Below are 20,258 nucleotides of genomic sequence, written 5' to 3' on the forward strand. Positions count from 1 at the left end.
GGAATGGCCATGTTTGATTTTAAGACTTCCACCCATAACCACTATGACGACGCCTGCCGCAAGTTCGCACTTACGCACAACATGGCTGAGCTGGCGCAGCGTGCAGGCATGAAAGTGCAAACTTTGCGTAACAAGCTCAACCCGGATCAGTTGCATCAACTGACCGCTCCAGAAGTACTGTTACTTACCGACCTGACCGAAGATGCCACGCTGATGGATGGAATGTTAGCGCAGTTGCAGTGCCTGCCATGCGTACCGGTTAATGAGCTGGCAAAAGATAAGTTTCCGTCCTACGTGCTGAAGGCTACCGCTGAAGTCGGAAGCATGGCCGCCAGCGCTGCAAACCCGGAGCGGATAACTGCAACATGCCGACGCAGTATTCTGGAAGCCGCAAATACCGGCATTCGCTGCATGATGCTGGCAGCACTGGCCGTGCAGAACCGCGTTCACTCTAACCCGACTTTAGCATCAACCGTTGACGCTATCAGCGGGCTGGGTGCTTCGATTGGCATTAGCTGAGGGCGCGCGATGATTTCATTTGCAGCACACCTCAAGCGTCAAAGTCCGTCAATGTCTTATGGAAATGGCTGGATTATGGGCGAGAACGGCAGGCGCTGGCATCCGGTATTAAGCCAGCAGGAAGAGGCAAAAGAGAAAAGAGGTGAATCATGGCTATCGAAGGCGATTCAATGCTGGTCGAGCTTACTGCAGGTCAGCGGGTTTCGGCGCTGAATCACGTTGCCTTAATTCGCGCGCAACTGATGGGCGGTAACTGTGAAAAGGATATGGCTCGTTTTTTCTCTGAAATGCGCGATGTGACAGACAGTAATTACCGGGACAACAAGCGCGCACTGAGCGCAATTCTTTTCCTGGCTAACATCGGTAAAGACAGGCACGAAGCTGATTTTAGTGAACTGACTACTGATGAAAGAAAGGCGCTTATTTGTGCAATGAATCATTTAAAAGCAGTCGTGAGTTTATTTCCAAAGCGAATGACCCTTTCTAACTAAATAACCCGATGTAAATAAATGGCGTTAACCCGCCGGGCATTCTTTTGCCCAAATTCAGGAGAAAGAAACATGCGAAATATCCAGACCCATAATTTTAAAGCTTATGACGATGCACTTAGCGCCATGCTGAGTAAGGCCAAAACCGAGCAGCGTTCTGATGATGCGCTGTCAGTTTCAATCCGCCTGGCCGCACTGGCAATTCATGCCCGCCAAAAAGAAATGTCTGCAGTAGAAATTATCGAACTGCTGGACAAAGAGGCCGAGCGCTTTGAGAACCAGGCGCAGGAGTTGCACTGATGGCCGACTCAATCGACATGGCGCAGCAGCGCGCCGATGAGCTGCTGGCGCGCAACATCGCCAGCGTGGTTAATCGCCCGGTCGGCGTGGCGGCATCCTTCTGCGAAGACTGCGATGCCCCAATCCCGGAACAGCGTCGCCGCGCGGTGCGTGGCGTAACTCGCTGTGTCAGCTGTCAGGACATGACCGAGCTGCGCGCTAAAGCATCAAAAGGCGGTGCGTTATGAGCACGATCCTAAAGTGGGCGGGCAACAAGTCCCGCGTTATGCCGGAGTTGCTGACGCACCTGCCTGAAGGTGATCGCCTGGTCGAACCCTTCGCCGGTTCCTGCGCAGTAATGATGAACACTGATTACCCGGCCTATCTGGTTGCGGATATAAACCCTGATCTCATTAACCTCTATCGCCAGATTAAAGAGCACACCCGTCCGTTTATCGTTATTGCGGCCAGCCTGTTTAATCAGAACGTGACCGGTGAGAGCTATTACGCCGTCCGTGAGGCGTTTAATCACAACCCTGCGTTGCCTCTTCTTGAGCGTGCCGCTTATTTCCTGTACCTGAACCGCAATGGCTATCGCGGTCTTTGCCGCTATAACAAACGTGGTGAATTTAACATCCCGTTTGGTAACTACGCAGAGCCGTATTTCCCACTGGCTGAGATAGAAACATTTGCGAAGAAAGCGCAGCGCGCGACGTTCATCTGCGCTGACTTCCGCGAAACGCTGCGCCTGACTAAAGCTGGCGATGTGGTGTACTGCGATCCACCTTATGACGGTACATTCGCGGAATATCACTCTGCAGGTTTTGACAAAGATGAACATCACGATCTGGTCAGCATGTTGCTTGACGTCTCGGAGCGCTGCCCGGTTGTGGTTTCTAACAGCGACACCCTCTACACCCGCAGCATTCTGCGCGCTTTCGATATCACCAGCATCAGCGTAGCCCGTTCGGTTGGCGTTGCCGCAGGTAAAAGCAAGCGTGCATCAGAAATCATCGCCGTGCGCCTTCCCGCAGTCGGGCCTGCGTGGTCTGGCTTTGATCCGGCCGCAGCCGCGGACTGGTCTGCAGAAGTGCAGGCGTCTCGATGATTCAGGAATACGCTTACCCGTGGAATGCTCCACGGGAAGCCATTGCCAGCCCATACGCAACCTATGAGGAAATGCACAGCCGCAGTCAGATGATTGCGGCTTTAGTGCGTGCGCAGGAACTACTCGAAAAGCAGCCGACGCTGATTCAGATTGATGTAAAGCGTCGGGTTAGTGAGTTAGAAAAAACACAGGGTATTGATCGTGCCAATGCGTACTTAACGAAAACTTTCGTTGAGCGCACATTGCCACGCGTTGAAACCGTTAACGCTCAATATCGCCTCGGTGAAATGAGTCACGGCACGTTTAACCTGCTGGCAGGTAATGCCACTAAACAGGATGGCGCGGCCCGCGCAGGTGGTCAGCTATGGGAGCTGATGCGCCGCTTCAACCGACTGCCGGATATGGCCCGCGCCGATGTCGATTTGCTGGCCGGGGATGTGGCTAATTTCATTCTCGCCGAGCTGGTACAGGCACACGCGCAGGCCAGTGACGAGTCAGACTACAAATACACGCACCGTATATACATGACGGCTGCCACCATCACCCGCGAGCTGAGCCAGACGCCTCCATTGTGGGATAAAGTCACGTCCCGGCTGTTTGACCCGGAGGACGCTACCCCGGCGATCATGCGTATGCAGACGGAAAAATGGTGGAAAGGCCGTCTGCGCCGCGTGGCAGCATCATGGCGTGAACACCTTCAGATCGCCTTGGCTAACGTCAGTAAAAAGCATACCCCCTACGCCAGCAGCATGACCGTTTCAGAATGGCGCGAGCAGAAGCGCCGCACCCGTGAATTTCTGAAAGGAATGGAGCTGGAAGACGAGGAAGGCAACCGCATCAGCCTGATCGAGAAATACGATGGCAGCGTGGCCAACCCGGCGATCCGCCGCTGCGAGCTGATGACCCGCATTCGTGGCTTCGAAAACATCTGCAATGAAATGGGCTTTATCGGCGAGTTTTATACGCTTACCGCCCCGGCGCGCTATCACGCCACAATCAAAACAGGGCATCGTAACCGCAAATGGAATGGTGCCAGCCCGGCCGACACGCAGCGTTATCTCTGCAGTGTCTGGCAGAAAATCCGCGCCAAACTGCACCGCGAAGAAATCCGCATCTTCGGGATCCGCGTTGCTGAGCCTCATCACGATGCGACCCCGCACTGGCACATGCTCATGTTTATGCGCCCGGAGCAGGCTGAGTGTGTGCGCGAGATTGTGCGCGACTACGCCTGGCAGGAAGACAGCAGCGAGCTGACGACCGACAAGGCCCGTAAGGCCCGCTTTCATGCCGAAGCTATCGACCCGGAGAAAGGCAGCGCAACAGGTTATGTTGCTAAATACATTTCCAAAAATATCGACGGCTATGCGCTGGATGGTGAGACAGACGACGAAAGCGGCAAAGACCTTAAGGAAACCGCCTCGGCAGTTTCTGCCTGGGCGGCACGCTGGCACATCCGCCAATTTCAGTTTGTGGGCGGTGCGCCGGTCACGGTTTACCGCGAGCTGCGCCGCATGGCAGACAGCGAAACCGCGCACGGCCTGAGCGTTGAGTTTGCTGCCGCGCATGACGCAGCCGACGCAGGAGACTGGGCCGGATACGTTAATGCGCAGGGTGGCCCGTTTGTGCGTCGCGACGAGCTTGCTGTGCGCACCTGGTATCAGGCAAGCAAAGACATGAATGAATACGGAGAGGAAACCGTGCGTATCAAGGGTGTTTACGCAACTGAAGTTGGCGACGACACACCGATCTTAACCCGCCTGATGCAATGGAAGATTGTCCCGAAACGCGCTGTTGATTTGGCTTTTGAATTTAAGGGCGCGTCCGCGTCCTCTCGGAGTTCTGTCAATAACTGTACGGGAGGTTTGAGATCTGAGGATTCAAACCCGCCGGAAAGTTTCGAAAAAATCGACCTGGACGGCATGAGCAGAAAGGAGCGGCGACAACTTTTAAGCCGGATAAGGTCGCAGAAACCAGAAAAGCGGCATCTCAAACTCAGGCGGTCGGACAAAATCGAAGCTGCGTGCGACAACGTAATAGCGCAGGTGAGAGATTCAAGCGGTGAAACCATCAGCCGCGGAATGGCCGTGCGTCTGATTGGCGGAACGCAGACGATAATCGCTGGTCAAGTCTTCCGCAGCTTACCTAATGGAGAACTGGCCCGCCCAAAACTGGAGCCGAAAAAGACTTTCGTATTAGAAAGATTTAATCGATTAGCAGAAAAAAACCGTAAAAAAAGGCCGTAATTCCTGCATTAGGGTAACGAAATCAGGTGACCGTCGTTCTGATGACCACGATTTATGAGCAAGTGATTCTAAAAAAACCCTTAGATTTAACTGTTGCATATCAATGAGATAAAAAACAAATCAGCCAAATATTTTTCATTTCTCAACTTATAAGTGCTATGCTACTGTATAAATACACAGTTTAGTTGGGGGAGGGAAAATGACGGTTCAGGAATCAAACCAAATACATAAAAAAATGGCGTGCGTGCAGTTCATTGCAGAGGTTTCGTTAATCGCAAACTGTAAGCCGTCAGACCTGAAACTGGCACTCACCATTATTGCCGAATTGGCAAACTCGGAGACTCACCAGGATGCTGGCGAGGAAATCTTTTACGCTGCCGACTAGGGGTTGATATGCGCATTGAAATCATGCTCGATAAGAATCAGAAAATCAGTCAGTCGGTGGCAGATGCTTTCCGGGAAGAAGTGAGTAAACGTGTAACTGCGCTGTTTCCTGATGCGGTGGTGCAAGTGCGACATGGTAGTTACACCAAAATTGAAATGCCTGGTGTAAAAGTTGACGAAGACCGGCGCAGGATAAATGACCTTCTACAGAACGTCTGGGAAGATGACAGCTGGCTGCATTGATAACCGGGTTAATGCCAACATCTTGATTTGGCAGTGGCACGGTTGAACAACGAGCATTGCGAGGCGTTAGAAAATGGGCGGAAAAGACCCTAATTACCAGATAGTTTATCGTGGGGATTACCTTGATTACTTCCATTCCGGCGGCTGGGTATTCTTTCAGCGTCCTAAAGAGGCTGGCGGAGGATTCTGGCTCGGAAGGACTTACGATTTTGTTTTTATGTTCGAGTTACCGCGCCCTGTTTCCCTTCGTGAAGGCATCGTTTATCTACATCAGTTGAGCTATGGAAGCGCTGCTTCCTCCGATTTTACGGGTGCTGTAACCCGTAAATGAGTCATGCGTGCATAACATGCATGGATCTGCATTGATTTCTGAAGCACTGAAACACCCTGCAGCGCCAGTGATGGCGCTGTTTTGCGAGGTACATGCAACTGCATTAAAAGCGATGCACAAAGCGGGCAGGCGTGGCGGGGATAGCATTGCGCGCGGGCCCCCAGAGTTGCTAACCTGACGACGCACATTCGCATAAACACAGCTGCAAACATATGCTAAAGTGTGCATAGATGGGATGCTTACGCGAGAGTGAATTGAATATGCGTATTAAAATTAATAATTTTGGAACAATTTCACAGGCAGATGTGGCTATTGGTGGCCTTACCGTAATCACCGGGGAAAATGACACTGGCAAGAGTACTGTTGGTAAAATTCTTTTCTCAATGATTAAAGCTATTTCTCGTTATGAGGAAGACATTGAAGAAGATAAAGAAGAAAGAATAACTTCGATTGTTGAAAAAATTTACTTCAACTTAAGAAGACGAATTAATATCTCTGAATCACCAGAAATTAGGGATTTATTCAACCCTCGAAAATTTTATACATCGTTACGCTTGGATGTTGCCAAAACAATCTATGAAAGAGAACGATACATAGAACATTTGGCTAATACCGGGATGCTATCTAATTTACTAGCTGAATCTGCAAGGGAAGAGATAGAAAAAATCCTGCAGATTATGAAAGAGCCTGATGATGAATTGTCGGCTATAAATCGCGCTTTAAGAAAGGCTTTCTTTTCTGAATTTCGTGGAGAAATAATTCAGAAAGGTAATGCAAATCAAAGCAAGGCATCAATCGAAGTGATTGATGGCGCAAGTCCTTTGATTGATATATCTTGGACTAAAGATGGTATTTCACAGTTCAAATATGCAGATGGTTTAGGATATGCAGATTCTACTTATGTCGATTCGCCAAGTGTCATGCAGTTTCATAATCTCATCAGGTATGCAAAAACGCTTTTTGATGGGAATGTGGAGCCTGGGCGTTTAACAGTTCCTTTGCACGTAAAAGATCTATCTACAAAGCTCAGTGAATCTGTTTATAACGTTTTTGGGCATGTAAGTATATTTGATGATGGCACTTTCCATAACGAATCATCAAAGCTATCAAACAAAATAAATTCCACGTTTCGTGGTGAGGTTGTCTATGATATCGAACAGAATGATTTTTATCTGGAGAAAAAAGGCTACAAAATAACCTCAGGTAATATTGCTTCTGGAATCAAATCTCTTGGCATGTTAGATATGCTTATAAAGTGTGGTTCTGCAGCTGAAAACTCATTGTTAATCATTGATGAGCCTGAAGTGAACCTGCACCCAAAATGGCAAATATTTTATGCTGAAATAATATGTGAATTGGTTTCTTTAGGTGTGGATATAATCATAACTACGCACAGCCCATATATAATCGATGCATTGAAACACTATAGTGATAGATTCGCTATTGAAAACCATTTCTATCTTACTGAAAGATTCCCTGACGAAGATTATACTTACTTTGTCGATATTACTGATAATGTTTCACATGCCATTGATTTGTTAGCATCTCCATTAAGAGAGTTAAATCAGGAGGATTTAGATGATTTCTAAAGAGAAGGAGCTCTTTGATAAATTGTTAGAAGTTTATAATAATGCACTTTGTGATGTGCAGGCTTTAAGCTACAACGACTCAGGAGATCGCGATTTTATAATTAGTGATTTTGTCGGCTTCAATTTCGATAAAGTCCTTAATTGCTCTAATATTTATAAAAAACAGATAAAGGAGAAATCTCCTGACGCTCTTTTCTATAGCAACAATAAGTTGTACTTTATTGAATTCAAAGAAGGGAAGTCACACAAGGAAGATATTAGGTTAAAAATCCATGAGGGGATAACAACACTTTATCATTTCATAAGAAAGTATCTCCCTGCGATGACAAGAGAAGAGTTCATATCTCTTGATTTCAACTATGCTGTGGTATGTAGAGGAGATGGTTCAAAATCAGCATTAAGCAGAGAGATGCTTAGTGCTTTAGAGAACTCATCACAAAAATATAGCTTAAAAAATCTTGAAGGGTTTATAATAAAAAGAACAGCAGTCATTGATGATCCGCATCAAATTCTTAGGTTTTTAAATAGAATATCTTCCGGAAAAGTTACATCAATAAAGATATTTGAACATCTTGGTACTACGCAACAGTTTGATATGTCGGCTTAAAATAAGCAGGCTACAATGGCCTGCTCTTTATTAAAGGACATAGTTTTTAAAAGATATCACCTCTAGTTCCATCCAATCATTTATTTCCTTTAAGCGCTCCTGCAGTGGTGTCAGTTCGTTACGCACAAACACCTGTGACGCTTTTACCGCATCCCCGAATCCGCCTGAGTTGTCCGGGATAATCCCCATCATCTGCGGCGGCACGCGGTGTGCGCTTAGCAGGTCGTCGCGGCTGGCCTTCTTGATGTTAAAGAAATCGTCTTTCGTCGCCACTTCACTGAGCGGCAGGATCTTAATGCCGTCAGGCTTACCGTTCGGTGCGTACATAAACAGGTTGCGGAAGTTACCCAGCCCTTTTGTGTCGCGCATCGCCTGGCGCATCCGGTCAACGTCGCTGCTGCTCTGCGCCGCATCGGTCATATAAAGGATATAACCGGCGTGCGCGCCGTTTTGATAATACTTGCGGCGGAACAGCGTAGCCGCCTCATTCAGCCAGGCAGAATTAAGCGCGCTGAGGTATTCCGGCAGGCCGTACAGCTCCTGATTGATATCCGGCTCCAGCAGGTGAAATACGCTGCCGGCCGAAAATTCGTGCGGCTCCTTCCAGTCATTCACAAACCAGTAAACGCCATCCTTAACACCCCTGCGGGTAAATTTGGCCGGAGTGGTTTCAAGGCGCAGCGGCTTACCCAGACCATTACGGCGCAGCTCGGCAAAGGCGTTACCGAAGACCAGATAATCCAGCGCAAACTTGCTGAACTCCTGCTGACTCATCATCGGGTGCGGGATGAATGTTGATGCCAGAATGTTGCGCTTCACATAAATCGGCGAGCTGTGATGCACGGCCGCGCGCAGGCTTTTCGCCAGGCCGTTAAAGCTGACCGGCGGCTCAAACCAGCGCCCGTTACCGATGCACTCGGCGTAATCCAGAATGTCGCGCTTATCCATGACCGGCGTCGGATCGCCAAAGGTAAACGCCTCGGAGTGCTGCTGCGGTGCGGTTGCCTGTACCGGCTGCGCGGTGGCGGTGTAAGCCTTGCGGCCTCTGCGTTTGCTCATCAGTAAAATTCCAGAATAGAGGGGTTAGCGCCGCCGCTGGCTGCGGTAAGCGGTTCGTTTAACAGTGCGTGCATGATGGCCCAGGCGACGTCGGCGTGGCTGGCCTCTTCGCTGCGGCTCGCCTCATAGGTTGAGCGGTTGCCGCTGGCCGTCATGGTTTTGCGGATAGCCATAAACGACTGCGTGATATCCGTCGCCCCGGCGTCATACTCAAGCCGCCCGCTGCTGATGGTGTCTTTCGCCTTCAGCACCATTGCCGTTTTCACTTCGGGCGAGTATTTGATCTCACGAGCGGCCGGGTAAAACTGGCGTACCAGCTGAAAAACCCCCTGCCCTATGCCGGTGGCATCCACGCCGATATATTCCACGGTGTATTTTTTCGTTAAGTCCTCGATAGATTTCGCCTGCGCGGCAAAGTCCATGCCCCGCCACTGGTGGCGCTCCAGCACGCGGAACTTACCGCCAGCAACGAGCGGCGGCGCGATAACCGCACAGCCTGCGCTGTCGCCGGTGTGCGACGGGTCATACCCGATCCAGACCGGCCGGAATGAAAACGGGCGCGGCAGGTACGGGTTAAAGTCTTCCCACTCTTCCAGACTGTCGATCATGCAGCTCTGCAGCTCGGCGAATGGGAACACGCTCGCCTCGTCGTCGACAAACTCACACATCAGCAGGTTCTGATATTCCGCCGGGCTGTATTCAAGCTGCAGCTGGTCAATGTCGAACAGGTTGCAGCCGCCGGTCAGCGCATCCTCAACCGTGACAATCTGCCGCCACTGGCCGTCACCGCACAGCGCGCCCTTCGCCAGGTGTGAATGCGACAGGTCTATTTCAATGCGATCATCTTTGCTGCGCCGCCCCTTGTTAAACAGCTCGCCTGACCAGAACGGATAAGCGCTGTGCGACAGAGCCGACGGCGTGGAAAAGTACGTTGTGCGCCATTTCTTGTGCAGCGACATGCCGCTGGCGACTTTGCGCAGCTCCTGGAATTTCGGGATCCAGAAATATTCGTCCAGATAGAGGTTGCCGGTGTAGCTCTGCGCGGTGCGCACGTTCGTGCCGAGGAATATCAGACGCGCCCCGTTCGGCAGCACAATGGGATCGCCTTTCAGGTCAACGTCAGCCTGGCGGGCAAAGTCAATGATGTAGTTTTTAAAGACGTGCGCCTGCGCTTTACTGGCTGAAAGGAATATCTGATTACGCCCGGTGGTCAGCGCATCGATCAGCGCCTCGCGGGCAAAGTAGAACGTTGCGCCAATCTGGCGGGACTTCAGGATATTGCGGATGCGGTGAGTCAGCCCGGCTTTATGCCAGTTGAGCTGATACTCAAAGCAGTTATCCATAAACACGCCGGTCAGCTTATCCGTCTGTTCTTCGCTGAACTCATTTTTAACAACCGGCTGGCGCTCGCCTTTGTTGCGGTTGCGCACGTTGGGGTTTAGGTCGGCCTCGTTGCCGCTGCTGCGGTAGCGCTCAACGCGGGCAAGGCGCTCAATCTGACGGCCGAGCGCGTCTATCTCTTTGTAATCACCATTCCCCTTTACCTCTTTCATGATGAGCTGAATCAGCCGGGCTTCCATGCTGGATTCAACGCGACTGATGGGCGCAACGTTGTCCCACGCGTCGCGCAGCTTCCAGCTCTGCACGGTTGGCGTTTTCTGTCCGAGCGTCTCCGCAATCTGGCGCACGGAATAACCCTGCCAGTAAAGCAGCGCGGCCTGACGGCGCGGATCGCTGATGATGGTTGTCGGTGTCATGTTCATACCGGCAAGGCTACCGGTGCCGAAAATGGCGCGCCTGCTGTCCCTGTTTGCTGATGCATCAGCGGGCTGGCATTCGTTGAGGGATTGGGTGGCGACGGGGAAACTGGCCCCGAACCGACCCAACACCTGACCGGAGCCTGATTAATGGCAGCAATCAAAGCAAAGCGTTTTCGTATCGCCGTTGAAGGCGCAACCACTGACGGCCGTGTCATTTCCCGCGACTGGATTTCGCAGATGGCGAAAAACTACAGCCCGGAAATGTACGGCGCACGCATCAACATGGAGCACATCCGGGGCTATGCCGCTGACAGCACCTTCCGCCGCTTTGGCGACGTGACCGCCATAGAGGCGGAAGAAATCGGCGACGGCCCGCTCAAGGGCAAGCTGGCGCTGTTCGGCTGGATTGATCCGACGCCTGAGCTGGTCGAGCTGACCAAAGCGCGCCAGAAAATCTACACCTCCATTGAAGTTAACCCGGAGTTCGCCGACACGGGCGAGGCCTATCTCGTCGGCCTGGCCGTCACCGATGACCCGGCAAGCCTCGGCACGGAGATTTTGAGCTTCAGCGCCACGGCCAAAGTTAATCCGCTGGCGTCCCGCAAGCTGGACAAAGGCAACCTCTTTACCGCCGCTGAGGAAACCGTGATCGAGTTTGAGGAAGTGGCCGAGCCGTCACCGTCCCTGCTGGCGCGTATATCGGCGATGTTCTCCGCGAAAAAGAAAACCGATGGCGAACAGTTCGCCGACGTCAGCGCGGCAGTAACGGCCGTCGCCGAGCAGGTGCAGCTGAACGCGGAGAGCCAGACGCAGGAGCTGTCGGCGCTGGAGCAATCCGTCACCGCACGTCTGGAGGCCATCGAGCAGCAGGCCGGGGAAGACCGCGCCGCATTCGCTGCGCTGCAGGGCCAGCTTTCGCAGACCGACGGCAGCTTTAACCGCCGCCCGGCGGCAACCGGCAGCGATCCGAAGTCCGGCGCGCAGACCGACTGCTAATCAGGCGTTGCCTGAACGTTAAACCCCAACACAGAGATAAACAGGAACGCCAATGCGCAAGAATACCCGCTTTAAGTTTAACCAGTTCATGACCCGCCTCGCCGAGCTGAACGGCGTCGAAACCGACGACATGAACAAGAAATTTACCGTTGAGCCGACGGTCACGCAGACCCTGATGAACCGCGTGCAGGAGTCTTCCGACTTCCTGACCCGCATCAACATCGTGCCGGTGTCCGAAATGAAGGGCGAGAAAATCGGGATCGGCGTGTCCGGCTCGATTGCCAGCGTGACCGACACAGCAGGCGGCGACGAGCGCGAAACCGCTGACTTTGCCGCGCTGGATAAGCAGGGCTATGAGTGTGTGCAGGTCAACTACGACTTTCATATCCGCTATAACACCCTCGACCTATGGGCGCGTTATGAAGATTTTCAGGCCCGTCTGCGTGACGCCATCGTGAAGCGCCAGGCGCTTGACCGCATCATGATCGGCTTCAACGGCGTGACCCGCGCCAAAACCTCGAACCGTGCGAAGTTCCCGATGCTGCAGGACGTGGCCGTGGGCTGGCTGCAGAAGTACCGCAACGATGCACCGGCGCGCGTGATGAGCAAAATCACCGAGGAAGACGGCACTGTCGTTTCTGAAAAAATCCGCGTCGGCAAAAACGGCGATTATGCCAGCCTCGACGCGCTGGTGATGGATGCCACCAACACCCTGATCGAGCCGTGGTATCAGGAAGACCCGGAGCTGGTTGTTATCGTGGGCCGTCAGCTGCTGGCTGATAAATACTTCCCGATCGTCAACCAGTCGCAGGCCAATACCGAGCAGCTGGCCGCTGACGTCATTATCAGTCAGAAACGCATCGGCGGTCTGCCAGCGGTGCGCGTGCCGTACTTCCCGGCCGACGCGATGTTTATTACCCGCACCGATAACCTGTCGATTTACTGGCAGGAAGGCACGCACCGCCGCCTGATTGACGAAGTGCCGAAGCGCGACCGCATCGAAAACTACGAGTCAATTAACGAGGACTACGTGATCGAGGATTACGCGGCCGGTTGCCTGGTTGAAAACATCGAAGTCGGTGTGTTCGCTGAACCTGCAGCCACAACGCAGGAAGCAGCGGCAGTAGTAAACCCGGAGGCGTAACGCATGTTAAGCCCTGCCCGACGTCACCGCATGCGCCAGCAGGCTATTGAAGCCTCGCAGAACGCCGACAACCCGCTGCGTCACGCCAGCGGCTATGAGCAGATGCTCATCAAGCTCAACGACGACAAGCGCCGCCTGAAGAAAGTGCACTCGAACGAGCGCAAGGCGGAAATGAAGCGTCAGCTGCTGCCTGAGTACCTGCCGTGGGTGTCCGGCGTGCTGGAGAAAGGCAAAGGCGCACAGGATGCCGTGCTGATGACCGTCATGATCTGGCGGCTTGATGCGGGTGACGTGCCCGGCGCGCTGGAGATTGCCCGGTACGCGCTCACGCACGGCCTTGTCTCGCCTGACGGCTTCAAGCGCGCCAGCCTGCCCTATCTGCTGGCCGAGGAAGTCGCCAGCGCGGCAACGCGCGCCTGGACGGCAAAAGCGCCGGTCGATGTTGACCCGCTGCTTGCAACCATTGCGATGACGGAGTCCGAAGACATGCCCGATCAGGTGCGCGCCAAGCTGCACAAGATAACCGGGTATGTGCTTCGCGATGCGGGCAGGGCTTCGGAGGCGATGACCCACCTTGCAAGGGCGCATCAGCTGCACGACAGCTGCGGCGTCAAAAAAGACATTGAGCGGCTGGGAACGGCGATGAAAAAGCAGGCCATCGCCAGCCGCTGACCGAACGCGACCCCGCGCACGGGCGGCAGGACGGCAATGCACTTTCAGTGTCTGCGCCGTCCTCCACCGCCCACCTATTTCAAAGGCCGATTATGAATAACACGGTTGTTATCCCCGCCCCGCGACCGGCAGACGCTGCCGAGCCGCCGGTAAAGAATACGTTTTTCTGGCCTGACATTGACCTGCAGCAGCTGCGCGATTCGCTGCGCTATGAGGGAACGGTCACGGCGCAGCGCCTGCGTCTGGCCGTGAAGACGGCGATTTCAGAAGTGAACGCCGAGCTGTACGACTGGCGCGCCGCGCAGATGGCGGAGGGCTTTAAGATGCTGGCCGACGTGCCTGCCGAATCGCTCGACGGCGAGAGCGAAAAGGTTACGGCCTACCTTGCCGCCGTCAGCGCGCTGACCGCCGCCACCATCGTTGAGCGCTATCGCGGCTATGACGCCAGCGGCACGAAAAAGGCGGGCGAAATTGAGGCGAGCGCCGACGAGTACTGGCGCGACGCGCGATTCAGTATCAGCCGAATCGCCGATAAGCCTGGCTGCATTGTGGATCTGCTCTGATGAACATTTACGCACAGCAGGGCGATACCGTTGACGAAATCTGCCAGCGCTATTACGGGCGAACCGGGCAGGCCGTCGAGCTGGTTTACGCGGCTAATCCGGGCCTTGCCGAAAGCGGTCCGGTGCTGCCGCACGGCTGTGAGGTAACGCTGCCCGATCTGCCTGACTCTTCAGCAGGTGAAACCGTCAACCTGTGGGACTGAAAATGGAAAAAATCAGCTCTGTGATCAACTACCTGATTGGCCTCATCCTGATGTGGTTCGGGCGTCATACGCCACAGGATATCGCCTTTATGGTCGGTTCCGGCGTGGCCGTTATCACGCTCATTACTAACGTGGCGACGTTCTTTATCAACTGGCATTACCGCCGTAAAACCTACGAGCTGCAGCGCCTGCGGGGGGTGAGCCTTGAGCCAAACCGTTAAACGCTGCGCCGTGGTGGCCGTGCTGGCGATTGCCGCGCTGCTGCCACAGTTCAAAACCCTGAAAACGTCCGAGGCGGGACTGGCGCTCATCGCCAACGCTGAGGGGTGCCGCACCTCGCCCTATCAGTGCAGCGCCGGAGTCTGGACGAACGGCATCGGTCACACAGAGGGCGTGACGCCGCAAAGCCAGATCAGCGAGCGACAGGCGGCGGTGAATCTGGTGTATGACGTGATGCGCGTCGAGCGCGGGATCGATGCCTGTATGCGCAGCGATATGCCACAGCCGGTCTATGACACGGCCGTGTCGTTCGCCTTTAACGTCGGCGTGCGCGCGGCCTGCAGCTCGACCTTTGCCCGTTACATCAGGCTGCAGCACTGGCTTGATGCCTGTGATGAGCTGCGGCGCTGGGTATTCGTTAAGGGCGTGAGAAATCACGGGCTGGAAAACCGCCGCGCGAATGAGACAGCCTACTGCCTGCGGGGTGCAACATGACGCGCCTGATAGCGCTGATTCTGGCCGTGGCTCTGCTGGCGCTGGGCGTAACCGGCTGGCAGTGGAAAGAAGCCAAAGACGACCTGACCAGCGCGCAGCGCATTATCGGCACGCTGTCAACAGGTATCGAGAGCCGCGACAGGGCAATAGCCCGGCTGGATGCCGATGCGAGAGCCAGCCAGAAGCGTGAGGCCGAACTGAGGCTGATGCAGGGGCGCGCCAGCACGGCCGCGCTTAACCGTGAAATGACCATACAGAGAGAAACCGATGCGAATCCGATACTGCGTGACTGGTCTGCTGCTGCTCTGCCTGACGATGTTATCCGGCTGCACACCCGCCCGGCCTTCAGCAGCGCCAGAGATTATCTGGATTGGGTGTCCGCGCGTGACAAGCTGCCCGGTGCCGGGAAACAGCCTTAAAACGGCGGGCGATCTGGCGGCGGATAATCGCCAGCTTGAGGCCGCACTCGCCGCCTGCGGGCTGCAGGTCGAAATCATCAAAGACTGCCAGGAACAACACGATGCTGAAACCACAACAATTACGCCAGGCGCTGACCGACAGCGTACCGGAGCTGCAGCGAAACCCTGACGCGCTGAACGTGTTTATCGACAGCGGGCGCATCGTCTCGACGCTTGCCAGCTCGCTGTCGTTTGAATACCAGTACCGGCTCAACATGGTTATTACCGACTACGCCGGTAATATCGACCTGCTGATCGTGCCGCTGCTGGCATGGCTGCGAACCAATGAGCCCGACATTATGGCAACCGAGGAAAAGCGCCGGACGGGCTTTACCTTTCAGGCTGACGTTATCAGCGACACGGCCAGCGATATCAGCATTGAGCTGCAGCTGAGCGAGCGCGTGATCGTGAAGCAGGCAGAGGACGGGCTGCACGTGACGCACGTCGGCGAGAACCCGTTGCCGGAGAATGACGCCCGGCCGGTGCAGCTTTACGTTAAAGGCGAACTGGTCAGCGAGTGGCAGACATGAGCGGGCTGCAGCTGGTAAACGACAGGCTGGAGGCGCTTATCAGCAGCCTGTCAGCCCCGGCGCGTAAAGAAATGGCGCGCAGCATTGGCCGCAAGCTGCGTGCGAGTCAGCAGCAGAACATCAAGCGGCAGCAGGCGCCTGACGGCATGCCGTTTAAGCCCCGTAAAACGCAGCCGGTGCGCAGCAAAAAGGGCCGGATAAAGCGCGAGATGTTCGCAAAGCTGCGCACGGCTAAGTACATGAAAACGCAGGCCAGCTCCAATGAAGCCGTGATTGAGTTTGCGGGTAACGTGCAGCGCATGGCCCGCGTGCATCATTACGGGCTGCGCGACCGGCCATCACGTAAAGGTAAAGAGGTGCAGTACGAGGCTCGCCCTCTGCTGGGAGTAAATGCTGAAGATTTGCAGTTAATAGAAGAAGAAATCATTCGTGCAATACAATGAAAAACCAGCCGAAGCTGGTTTTTTTTACCCCTGCCGATTAGGGTTTCTAGGGTTCTGCGGATTTTTATTGTCGCCGTGATCGCGCACATAGCGAGTGGGCGGAGGTGCAGGTAACTTTGGCGGAGGAGGAGCCGGTTGCTTAGCCATACATGCCTCAATTAAATCTTGATTGGATTATTAACGATAACATACTTGGTTTCAGGTGAATGATTATTTCTTGGTGCCGAGGAGTCAAGATTAGCAGCAAGGAATAATGCAAGCCCTATAGCAAATGGTGCAAGAGACCAAAGCATACCCTGAACAGAAAGATGGATGTTTTCCTGCCTATTATTATTTATATCCATGTTAACAGTAGAAACCTCACGCATTTTATCGTAATAAAAATCCGCAGTCATTTTTTCAGGATCTATAACATCAACTTTGCTTTGCGGATATGCGGCATTATAGGCTTCTTGTTTATATTTAGCATCTACAAGCTGGTCATAATATTCATCCAAGTCTTTCGGGGTGGTAATAATTGCATACTTATTCCCCCAGAAAGCTTTAGTTAGATGAAATATAGAATATATTAATAAACAGCCACTAATAGCCATGAAAACTATAACGGCGATAGTTAAGATTAAGTTAACCTCGGTAATTAAGTTTTTAATAACATAATGAATCGCGGACGCTATAATCAAGGCGAAAGCAAAAACACCCTGTACCCGCGCATGTAACTTTTCCTGTATATCACCTGCCTGATAATAAAGTTTTTCGTAAAACTCCAGTTTCTTTATCTTTTCCATGACTAGTTTTCTGCTGGTTTGTTTGCTGAACGATAGCACAACATCGGGAGATTGTTATAAGGCAAGCTGGCCTACATCATCTGCCCATGAACGAACAACTTGCAGAAATTCAGCGCCTGCTGCGCAACCTGATCCGCATCGGAACCGTGTCCGCCGTCAATCTGGACGGCGGGCTGTGCCGTGTCGATACGGGAAAAAACACAACCGGCTGGCTGCACTGGCTGAGCGCCCGCGCGGGTAAAACCCGCTCCTGGAATGCGCCGTCAGTGGGTGAGCAGGTGCTTGTGCTGTGCCTCGGCGGCGAACTCGATACCGGCTTTGTGCTGCCGGGTATTTTCTCTGATGACAACCCGGCTCCGTCGGCCTCGGCCGATGCGCTGCACTGGTCATTTCCTGACGGCGCGGTGATCGAGTACGAGCCGGAAAACGGCGCACTGACCGCAACCGGCATACAGACGGCAACCATCAAAGCGGCGGTAAAAATCCTGTTCGACTCGCCAGAAGTGGAATGCTCAACGCTGCTTAAAACTGCGCAGCTGGAAGTCACAAAGGGCGGAACGATGAAAGGCGATGTTACGCATACCGGCGGCAACCTTTCCTCAAACGGCAAGGTTCTGCACAAGCATAAACACTCTGGCGACAGCGGCGGCCAGACGGGGGAACCGATATGACAACCGCAAAATATATCGGCCTGAACCGCGAAACCGGCGGCGCGCTGACCGACCTCGACCATATTCGGCAGTCGATTAGCGACATTTTTCTGACTCCGATCGGCTCCAGGGTGATGCGCCGCGAGTATGGTTCGCTTTTATCCGCGCTGATTGACCAGCCGCAAAACGAGGCGCTGCGCCTGCAGATTATGTCGGCCTGCTATCTGGCGATCCTGAAGTGGGAGCCGCGCGTAAAGCTGACTGCCATCAGCTTTGAATCGGATATCAACGGCGCAATGGTAGTTGAGCTGTCCGGCAACCGCACTGATACCGCGCACCCTTTTTCCTTAACCGTTCCTGTGAGCTGAGACTATGGCAACTATCGACCTGAGCCAGCTGCCCGCGCCTGACGTGGTGGAGGCGCTGGACTATGAAACCCTGCTTGCCGAGCGAAAGGCGACGCTGATTTCCCTTTACCCGGCCGACCAGCAGGACGCCATCGCCCGCACGCTGACGCTTGAATCAGAACCCATCGTTAAGCTGCTGCAGGAAAATGCCTATCGCGAGCTGATCCTGCGTCAGCGCATTAACGAGGCGGCGCAGGCCGTTATGGTTGCGTATGCGCTGGATGGCGACCTTGACCAGCTCGGCGCGAACAATGGCGTAACCCGCCTGACCATTACCCCGGCCGACGATACAACCATTCCGCCGACCGCCGCCGTGATGGAAGGCAACGACGATTACCGGCTGCGCATCGCCTCCGCCTTTGAGGGGCTGAGCGTGGCCGGGCCGACCGGTGCATACGAGTATCACGCCAGAAGCGCCGACGGCCGCGTAGCCGATGCATCAGCCATCAGCCCGTCGCCCGCCGTTGTTACCGTGACTGTGCTTGCGCGTGAAGGCAGTGGCGTGGCGGGCGACGATTTGCTGGCCGTGGTTAACGCTGCGCTCAATGACGAGGACGTGCGCCCGGTTGCCGACCGGGTGAGCGTGCAGTCAGCGAAGATTGTTGAATACGAAATCGTAGCCGAGCTGTACCTCTATCCGGGGCCGGAAGCTGAACCGATCCGCGCCGCCTCTGAGGCAAAGCTCGCCGCGTTTGTCAGCGCGCAGAAGCGCCTCGGCCGCGACATTCGCCTGTCTGCGCTGTATGCCGCCATGCATGTTGAGGGCGTGCAGCGCGTCAACCTGATTAAACCTGCTGCAGATGTGGTGCTCGACAAAACACAGGCCGCTTACTGCACGGGCTACACGCTGACTGTCGGAGGCTCTGATGAGTGACCGACTGCTGCCGACCGGCTCGTCAGCGCTTGAGGTTGCAGCCGCTGAGGCGCTGGCAAGCCCTGGTGCTATGAGCGTGCCGCTGCGCCAGTTATGGAACCCGTACGCCTGCCCGGTGGCGCTCCTGCCGTATCTGGCGTGGGCGTGGTCGGTTGACCGCTGGGATTCAGCCTGGCCGGAATCGACAAAGCGCGCCGTTGTTGCCGCCTCGCAGTACGTGCACAGGCACAAAGGCACGATAGGTGCTATCCGGCGCGTCGTTGAGCCGCTGGGGTATCTCATCAAAATAATTGAGTGGTGGAAAACCGGCGAAGCGCCTGGCACGTTCCGGCTGGATGTGGGCGTACTCGATACCGGTATCACGGAGGAAATGTATAACGAGCTGGAGCGCCTGATAGCCGACGCAAAGCCCTGCAGCCGCCACCTTATCGGCCTGTCGATTAACCTCGATGCTAACGGCGCGCTGCCGGTTGCCGTTGCCAGCTACAGCGGGGATGAGCTGACCGTTTATCCCTATACCACTGAACTTATCAGCGTCGGCGGGCCGGGTTATTCCGGCGTGGCGGTGCATCTTATAGACCTGACGGAAGTGAGCGCATGACGACTAAATATTTTGCCCTGCTGACCAATCAGGGCGCGGCTAAGCTGGCGAACGCCGCCGCGCTCGGCACAAAAGTGAATATCACATCATTGGGGGTCGGGGACGGTGGCGGCACGCTGCCAACGCCTGACGCGGCGCAGACTAAGCTCATCGGCGAGAAGCGCCGCGCGCAGCTTAATTCGCTGACCGTTGACGCGGCAAACAGCAGCCAGATTATCGCTGAGCAGATTATCCCCGAAAGCGAGGGCGGTTTCTGGATCCGCGAGATTGGCCTCTATGACGCCGACGGCGTGCTGATTGCCGTTGCTAACTGCCCGGAAACTTACAAGCCCCAGCTGGCAGAAGGCAGCGGGCGCACGCAGACCGTGCGCATGATTTTAATCGTGAACAGCACAACCGCCGTCACGCTGAAAATTGATCCGTCAGTCGTGCTGGCGACGCGCAAGTATGTTGATGACGCTGTGATCGAGGTGAAAGCCTACGCTGACAGCGTAATGAAAAGTCATACCGATGCTAAAAACCCACACAGCCAGTACCTGCAGATCGCAAGCGCCCTGGCAGAAATCAAAGACGCCGGGCTGGTTGCTGACGTTCTCAAAAACCTCGGT

The 20,258-nt window shown here is 54.4% G+C and carries 31 protein-coding genes; 28 read left to right on the top strand and 3 right to left on the bottom strand.

Going from position 1 to position 20,258, the window contains the following annotated elements; all coding sequences use genetic code 11:
- The first annotated feature begins 9 nt into the window (after nucleotides 1-9).
- The 12 genes from H7K52_RS18220 to H7K52_RS18270 all read left to right on the top strand — a co-directional run bounded on the left by H7K52_RS18220 (nucleotide 10) and on the right by H7K52_RS18270 (nucleotide 7,791).
- Nucleotides 10-519 (top strand): phage regulatory CII family protein, encoded by a 510-nt coding sequence (locus H7K52_RS18220; RefSeq protein ID WP_182630303.1) that lies wholly within the window; start codon nucleotides 10-12, stop codon nucleotides 517-519.
- A gap of 9 nt (nucleotides 520-528) precedes the next feature.
- Nucleotides 529-732: a phage filamentation protein Fil family protein gene (locus H7K52_RS18225; RefSeq protein ID WP_182630304.1), complete on the top strand. Its 204-nt coding sequence runs from the start codon at nucleotides 529-531 to the stop codon at nucleotides 730-732.
- The gene (locus H7K52_RS18230; protein WP_122889579.1) at nucleotides 669-1,010 is read left to right on the top strand and encodes a DUF5347 family protein; all 342 of its coding nucleotides are present in this window, start codon (nucleotides 669-671) and stop codon (nucleotides 1,008-1,010) included. Before H7K52_RS18225 ends, H7K52_RS18230 begins: the two co-directional genes overlap by 64 nt.
- Before the next feature lie 69 nt (nucleotides 1,011-1,079).
- Entirely contained in the window at nucleotides 1,080-1,307 is a 228-nt protein-coding gene (locus H7K52_RS18235) for a DUF2732 family protein (RefSeq protein WP_182630305.1), read from the top strand.
- Nucleotides 1,307-1,534, top strand: coding sequence for a TraR/DksA family transcriptional regulator (locus H7K52_RS18240; protein WP_182630306.1), 228 nt, complete (start codon nucleotides 1,307-1,309; stop codon nucleotides 1,532-1,534). Before H7K52_RS18235 ends, H7K52_RS18240 begins: the two co-directional genes overlap by 1 nt.
- Nucleotides 1,531-2,394 carry a DNA adenine methylase gene (locus tag H7K52_RS18245; protein ID WP_182630307.1) on the top strand — a complete coding sequence of 288 codons (864 nt, stop codon included), beginning with the start codon at nucleotides 1,531-1,533 and terminating at the stop codon, nucleotides 2,392-2,394. The genes H7K52_RS18240 and H7K52_RS18245 overlap by 4 nt, the downstream gene beginning before the upstream one ends.
- Entirely contained in the window at nucleotides 2,391-4,637 is a 2,247-nt protein-coding gene (locus H7K52_RS18250; RefSeq protein WP_182630308.1) for a replication endonuclease, read from the top strand. Before H7K52_RS18245 ends, H7K52_RS18250 begins: the two co-directional genes overlap by 4 nt.
- Nucleotides 4,638-4,836: 199 nt before the next feature.
- A complete protein-coding gene (locus H7K52_RS18985; RefSeq protein ID WP_222924242.1) occupies nucleotides 4,837-5,022 on the top strand; it encodes a hypothetical protein in 186 nt (61 codons plus the stop codon).
- 8 nt (nucleotides 5,023-5,030) lie between these two features.
- The gene (locus H7K52_RS18255) at nucleotides 5,031-5,264 is read left to right on the top strand and encodes a DinI family protein (protein WP_182630309.1); all 234 of its coding nucleotides are present in this window, start codon (nucleotides 5,031-5,033) and stop codon (nucleotides 5,262-5,264) included.
- 73 nt (nucleotides 5,265-5,337) lie between these two features.
- Complete coding sequence (locus H7K52_RS18260; protein WP_182630310.1) at nucleotides 5,338-5,595, top strand: hypothetical protein; 258 nt, start codon at nucleotides 5,338-5,340, stop codon at nucleotides 5,593-5,595.
- Between the two features lie 260 nt (nucleotides 5,596-5,855).
- On the top strand, nucleotides 5,856-7,184 hold the full coding sequence (locus H7K52_RS18265; RefSeq protein ID WP_182630311.1) for an AAA family ATPase: 1,329 nt from the start codon (nucleotides 5,856-5,858) through the stop codon (nucleotides 7,182-7,184).
- Nucleotides 7,174-7,791, top strand: coding sequence for a hypothetical protein (locus tag H7K52_RS18270; protein WP_182630312.1), 618 nt, complete (start codon nucleotides 7,174-7,176; stop codon nucleotides 7,789-7,791). The genes H7K52_RS18265 and H7K52_RS18270 overlap by 11 nt, the downstream gene beginning before the upstream one ends.
- Before the next feature lie 30 nt (nucleotides 7,792-7,821).
- On the opposite strand, the gene H7K52_RS18275 is transcribed toward H7K52_RS18270, so the two are convergent.
- Nucleotides 7,822-8,850, bottom strand: coding sequence for a phage portal protein (locus H7K52_RS18275; protein WP_182630313.1), 1,029 nt, complete (start codon nucleotides 8,848-8,850; stop codon nucleotides 7,822-7,824).
- Nucleotides 8,850-10,613 carry a terminase ATPase subunit family protein gene (locus H7K52_RS18280; protein WP_182630314.1) on the bottom strand — a complete coding sequence of 588 codons (1,764 nt, stop codon included), beginning with the start codon at nucleotides 10,611-10,613 and terminating at the stop codon, nucleotides 8,850-8,852. Before H7K52_RS18280 ends, H7K52_RS18275 begins: the two co-directional genes overlap by 1 nt.
- Before the next feature lie 144 nt (nucleotides 10,614-10,757).
- Between H7K52_RS18280 and H7K52_RS18285 the strand changes: the two genes are divergently transcribed.
- The 11 genes from H7K52_RS18285 (at nucleotide 10,758) to H7K52_RS18330 (ending at nucleotide 16,333) form a co-directional block, all read left to right on the top strand.
- On the top strand, nucleotides 10,758-11,606 hold the full coding sequence (locus tag H7K52_RS18285; protein WP_182630315.1) for a GPO family capsid scaffolding protein: 849 nt from the start codon (nucleotides 10,758-10,760) through the stop codon (nucleotides 11,604-11,606).
- 52 nt (nucleotides 11,607-11,658) lie between these two features.
- Entirely contained in the window at nucleotides 11,659-12,750 is a 1,092-nt protein-coding gene (locus tag H7K52_RS18290) for a phage major capsid protein, P2 family (protein WP_182630316.1), read from the top strand.
- A gap of 3 nt (nucleotides 12,751-12,753) precedes the next feature.
- On the top strand, nucleotides 12,754-13,422 hold the full coding sequence (locus H7K52_RS18295; protein WP_182630317.1) for a phage terminase small subunit: 669 nt from the start codon (nucleotides 12,754-12,756) through the stop codon (nucleotides 13,420-13,422).
- A gap of 92 nt (nucleotides 13,423-13,514) precedes the next feature.
- Nucleotides 13,515-13,985 (top strand): head completion/stabilization protein, encoded by a 471-nt coding sequence (locus H7K52_RS18300; RefSeq protein ID WP_182630318.1) that lies wholly within the window; start codon nucleotides 13,515-13,517, stop codon nucleotides 13,983-13,985.
- Nucleotides 13,985-14,188, top strand: a complete 204-nt coding sequence (locus H7K52_RS18305) for a tail protein X (protein WP_182630319.1) — start codon at nucleotides 13,985-13,987, stop codon at nucleotides 14,186-14,188. The genes H7K52_RS18300 and H7K52_RS18305 overlap by 1 nt, the downstream gene beginning before the upstream one ends.
- A gap of 2 nt (nucleotides 14,189-14,190) precedes the next feature.
- The gene (locus H7K52_RS18310; protein WP_182630320.1) at nucleotides 14,191-14,409 is read left to right on the top strand and encodes an HP1 family phage holin; all 219 of its coding nucleotides are present in this window, start codon (nucleotides 14,191-14,193) and stop codon (nucleotides 14,407-14,409) included.
- Nucleotides 14,393-14,902, top strand: a complete 510-nt coding sequence (locus tag H7K52_RS18315) for a lysozyme (RefSeq protein WP_182630321.1) — start codon at nucleotides 14,393-14,395, stop codon at nucleotides 14,900-14,902. The genes H7K52_RS18310 and H7K52_RS18315 overlap by 17 nt, the downstream gene beginning before the upstream one ends.
- Nucleotides 14,899-15,321: an Rz-like lysis system protein LysB gene (lysB, locus tag H7K52_RS18990; RefSeq protein ID WP_182630322.1), complete on the top strand. Its 423-nt coding sequence runs from the start codon at nucleotides 14,899-14,901 to the stop codon at nucleotides 15,319-15,321. The genes H7K52_RS18315 and lysB overlap by 4 nt, the downstream gene beginning before the upstream one ends.
- Nucleotides 15,218-15,490, top strand: coding sequence for an Rz1-like lysis system protein LysC (gene lysC, locus H7K52_RS18880; protein WP_259400776.1), 273 nt, complete (start codon nucleotides 15,218-15,220; stop codon nucleotides 15,488-15,490). Before lysB ends, lysC begins: the two co-directional genes overlap by 104 nt.
- Nucleotides 15,423-15,890 (top strand): phage tail protein, encoded by a 468-nt coding sequence (locus H7K52_RS18325; RefSeq protein WP_182630323.1) that lies wholly within the window; start codon nucleotides 15,423-15,425, stop codon nucleotides 15,888-15,890. The genes lysC and H7K52_RS18325 overlap by 68 nt, the downstream gene beginning before the upstream one ends.
- The gene (locus H7K52_RS18330; protein ID WP_182630324.1) at nucleotides 15,887-16,333 is read left to right on the top strand and encodes a phage virion morphogenesis protein; all 447 of its coding nucleotides are present in this window, start codon (nucleotides 15,887-15,889) and stop codon (nucleotides 16,331-16,333) included. Before H7K52_RS18325 ends, H7K52_RS18330 begins: the two co-directional genes overlap by 4 nt.
- A 158-nt stretch (nucleotides 16,334-16,491) precedes the next feature.
- On the opposite strand, the gene H7K52_RS18335 is transcribed toward H7K52_RS18330, so the two are convergent.
- Complete coding sequence (locus H7K52_RS18335; protein ID WP_182630325.1) at nucleotides 16,492-17,118, bottom strand: hypothetical protein; 627 nt, start codon at nucleotides 17,116-17,118, stop codon at nucleotides 16,492-16,494.
- Between the two features lie 86 nt (nucleotides 17,119-17,204).
- Between H7K52_RS18335 and H7K52_RS18340 the strand changes: the two genes are divergently transcribed.
- The 5 genes from H7K52_RS18340 to H7K52_RS18360 form a co-directional block, all read left to right on the top strand.
- Nucleotides 17,205-17,789: a phage baseplate assembly protein V gene (locus H7K52_RS18340; protein ID WP_182630326.1), complete on the top strand. Its 585-nt coding sequence runs from the start codon at nucleotides 17,205-17,207 to the stop codon at nucleotides 17,787-17,789.
- Nucleotides 17,786-18,136, top strand: coding sequence for a GPW/gp25 family protein (locus H7K52_RS18345; RefSeq protein ID WP_182630327.1), 351 nt, complete (start codon nucleotides 17,786-17,788; stop codon nucleotides 18,134-18,136). Before H7K52_RS18340 ends, H7K52_RS18345 begins: the two co-directional genes overlap by 4 nt.
- Nucleotides 18,137-18,140: 4 nt before the next feature.
- The gene (locus H7K52_RS18350; protein WP_182630328.1) at nucleotides 18,141-19,049 is read left to right on the top strand and encodes a baseplate assembly protein; all 909 of its coding nucleotides are present in this window, start codon (nucleotides 18,141-18,143) and stop codon (nucleotides 19,047-19,049) included.
- Nucleotides 19,042-19,650, top strand: coding sequence for a phage tail protein I (locus H7K52_RS18355; RefSeq protein WP_182630329.1), 609 nt, complete (start codon nucleotides 19,042-19,044; stop codon nucleotides 19,648-19,650). Before H7K52_RS18350 ends, H7K52_RS18355 begins: the two co-directional genes overlap by 8 nt.
- Nucleotides 19,647-20,258 (top strand): phage tail protein (locus H7K52_RS18360; RefSeq protein ID WP_182630330.1); only part of this gene is annotated, 612 nt, incomplete at its 3' end. The genes H7K52_RS18355 and H7K52_RS18360, both read left to right, overlap by 4 nt.

The organism is Pantoea hericii, assembly GCF_014155795.1.
Taxonomy (GTDB): domain Bacteria; phylum Pseudomonadota; class Gammaproteobacteria; order Enterobacterales; family Enterobacteriaceae; genus Pantoea; species Pantoea eucalypti.

Bases quoted from the DNA above. Each gene is read 5' to 3' on its own strand.
- H7K52_RS18220 (WP_182630303.1), top strand. From the start codon at position 10: ATGTTTGATTTTAAGACTTCCACCCATAACCACTATGACGACGCCTGC.
- H7K52_RS18225 (WP_182630304.1), top strand. From the start codon at position 529: ATGATTTCATTTGCAGCACACCTCAAGCGTCAAAGTCCGTCAATGTCT.
- H7K52_RS18230 (WP_122889579.1), top strand. From the start codon at position 669: ATGGCTATCGAAGGCGATTCAATGCTGGTCGAGCTTACTGCAGGTCAG.
- H7K52_RS18235 (WP_182630305.1), top strand. From the start codon at position 1,080: ATGCGAAATATCCAGACCCATAATTTTAAAGCTTATGACGATGCACTT.
- H7K52_RS18240 (WP_182630306.1), top strand. From the start codon at position 1,307: ATGGCCGACTCAATCGACATGGCGCAGCAGCGCGCCGATGAGCTGCTG.
- H7K52_RS18245 (WP_182630307.1), top strand. From the start codon at position 1,531: ATGAGCACGATCCTAAAGTGGGCGGGCAACAAGTCCCGCGTTATGCCG.
- H7K52_RS18250 (WP_182630308.1), top strand. From the start codon at position 2,391: ATGATTCAGGAATACGCTTACCCGTGGAATGCTCCACGGGAAGCCATT.
- H7K52_RS18985 (WP_222924242.1), top strand. From the start codon at position 4,837: ATGACGGTTCAGGAATCAAACCAAATACATAAAAAAATGGCGTGCGTG.
- H7K52_RS18255 (WP_182630309.1), top strand. From the start codon at position 5,031: ATGCGCATTGAAATCATGCTCGATAAGAATCAGAAAATCAGTCAGTCG.
- H7K52_RS18260 (WP_182630310.1), top strand. From the start codon at position 5,338: ATGGGCGGAAAAGACCCTAATTACCAGATAGTTTATCGTGGGGATTAC.
- H7K52_RS18265 (WP_182630311.1), top strand. From the start codon at position 5,856: ATGCGTATTAAAATTAATAATTTTGGAACAATTTCACAGGCAGATGTG.
- H7K52_RS18270 (WP_182630312.1), top strand. From the start codon at position 7,174: ATGATTTCTAAAGAGAAGGAGCTCTTTGATAAATTGTTAGAAGTTTAT.
- H7K52_RS18275 (WP_182630313.1), bottom strand. From the start codon at position 8,850: ATGAGCAAACGCAGAGGCCGCAAGGCTTACACCGCCACCGCGCAGCCG.
- H7K52_RS18280 (WP_182630314.1), bottom strand. From the start codon at position 10,613: ATGAACATGACACCGACAACCATCATCAGCGATCCGCGCCGTCAGGCC.
- H7K52_RS18285 (WP_182630315.1), top strand. From the start codon at position 10,758: ATGGCAGCAATCAAAGCAAAGCGTTTTCGTATCGCCGTTGAAGGCGCA.
- H7K52_RS18290 (WP_182630316.1), top strand. From the start codon at position 11,659: ATGCGCAAGAATACCCGCTTTAAGTTTAACCAGTTCATGACCCGCCTC.
- H7K52_RS18295 (WP_182630317.1), top strand. From the start codon at position 12,754: ATGTTAAGCCCTGCCCGACGTCACCGCATGCGCCAGCAGGCTATTGAA.
- H7K52_RS18300 (WP_182630318.1), top strand. From the start codon at position 13,515: ATGAATAACACGGTTGTTATCCCCGCCCCGCGACCGGCAGACGCTGCC.
- H7K52_RS18305 (WP_182630319.1), top strand. From the start codon at position 13,985: ATGAACATTTACGCACAGCAGGGCGATACCGTTGACGAAATCTGCCAG.
- H7K52_RS18310 (WP_182630320.1), top strand. From the start codon at position 14,191: ATGGAAAAAATCAGCTCTGTGATCAACTACCTGATTGGCCTCATCCTG.
- lysB (WP_182630322.1), top strand. From the start codon at position 14,899: ATGACGCGCCTGATAGCGCTGATTCTGGCCGTGGCTCTGCTGGCGCTG.
- lysC (WP_259400776.1), top strand. From the start codon at position 15,218: ATGTTATCCGGCTGCACACCCGCCCGGCCTTCAGCAGCGCCAGAGATT.
- H7K52_RS18325 (WP_182630323.1), top strand. From the start codon at position 15,423: ATGCTGAAACCACAACAATTACGCCAGGCGCTGACCGACAGCGTACCG.
- H7K52_RS18330 (WP_182630324.1), top strand. From the start codon at position 15,887: ATGAGCGGGCTGCAGCTGGTAAACGACAGGCTGGAGGCGCTTATCAGC.
- H7K52_RS18335 (WP_182630325.1), bottom strand. From the start codon at position 17,118: ATGGAAAAGATAAAGAAACTGGAGTTTTACGAAAAACTTTATTATCAG.
- H7K52_RS18340 (WP_182630326.1), top strand. From the start codon at position 17,205: ATGAACGAACAACTTGCAGAAATTCAGCGCCTGCTGCGCAACCTGATC.
- H7K52_RS18345 (WP_182630327.1), top strand. From the start codon at position 17,786: ATGACAACCGCAAAATATATCGGCCTGAACCGCGAAACCGGCGGCGCG.
- H7K52_RS18350 (WP_182630328.1), top strand. From the start codon at position 18,141: ATGGCAACTATCGACCTGAGCCAGCTGCCCGCGCCTGACGTGGTGGAG.
- H7K52_RS18355 (WP_182630329.1), top strand. From the start codon at position 19,042: ATGAGTGACCGACTGCTGCCGACCGGCTCGTCAGCGCTTGAGGTTGCA.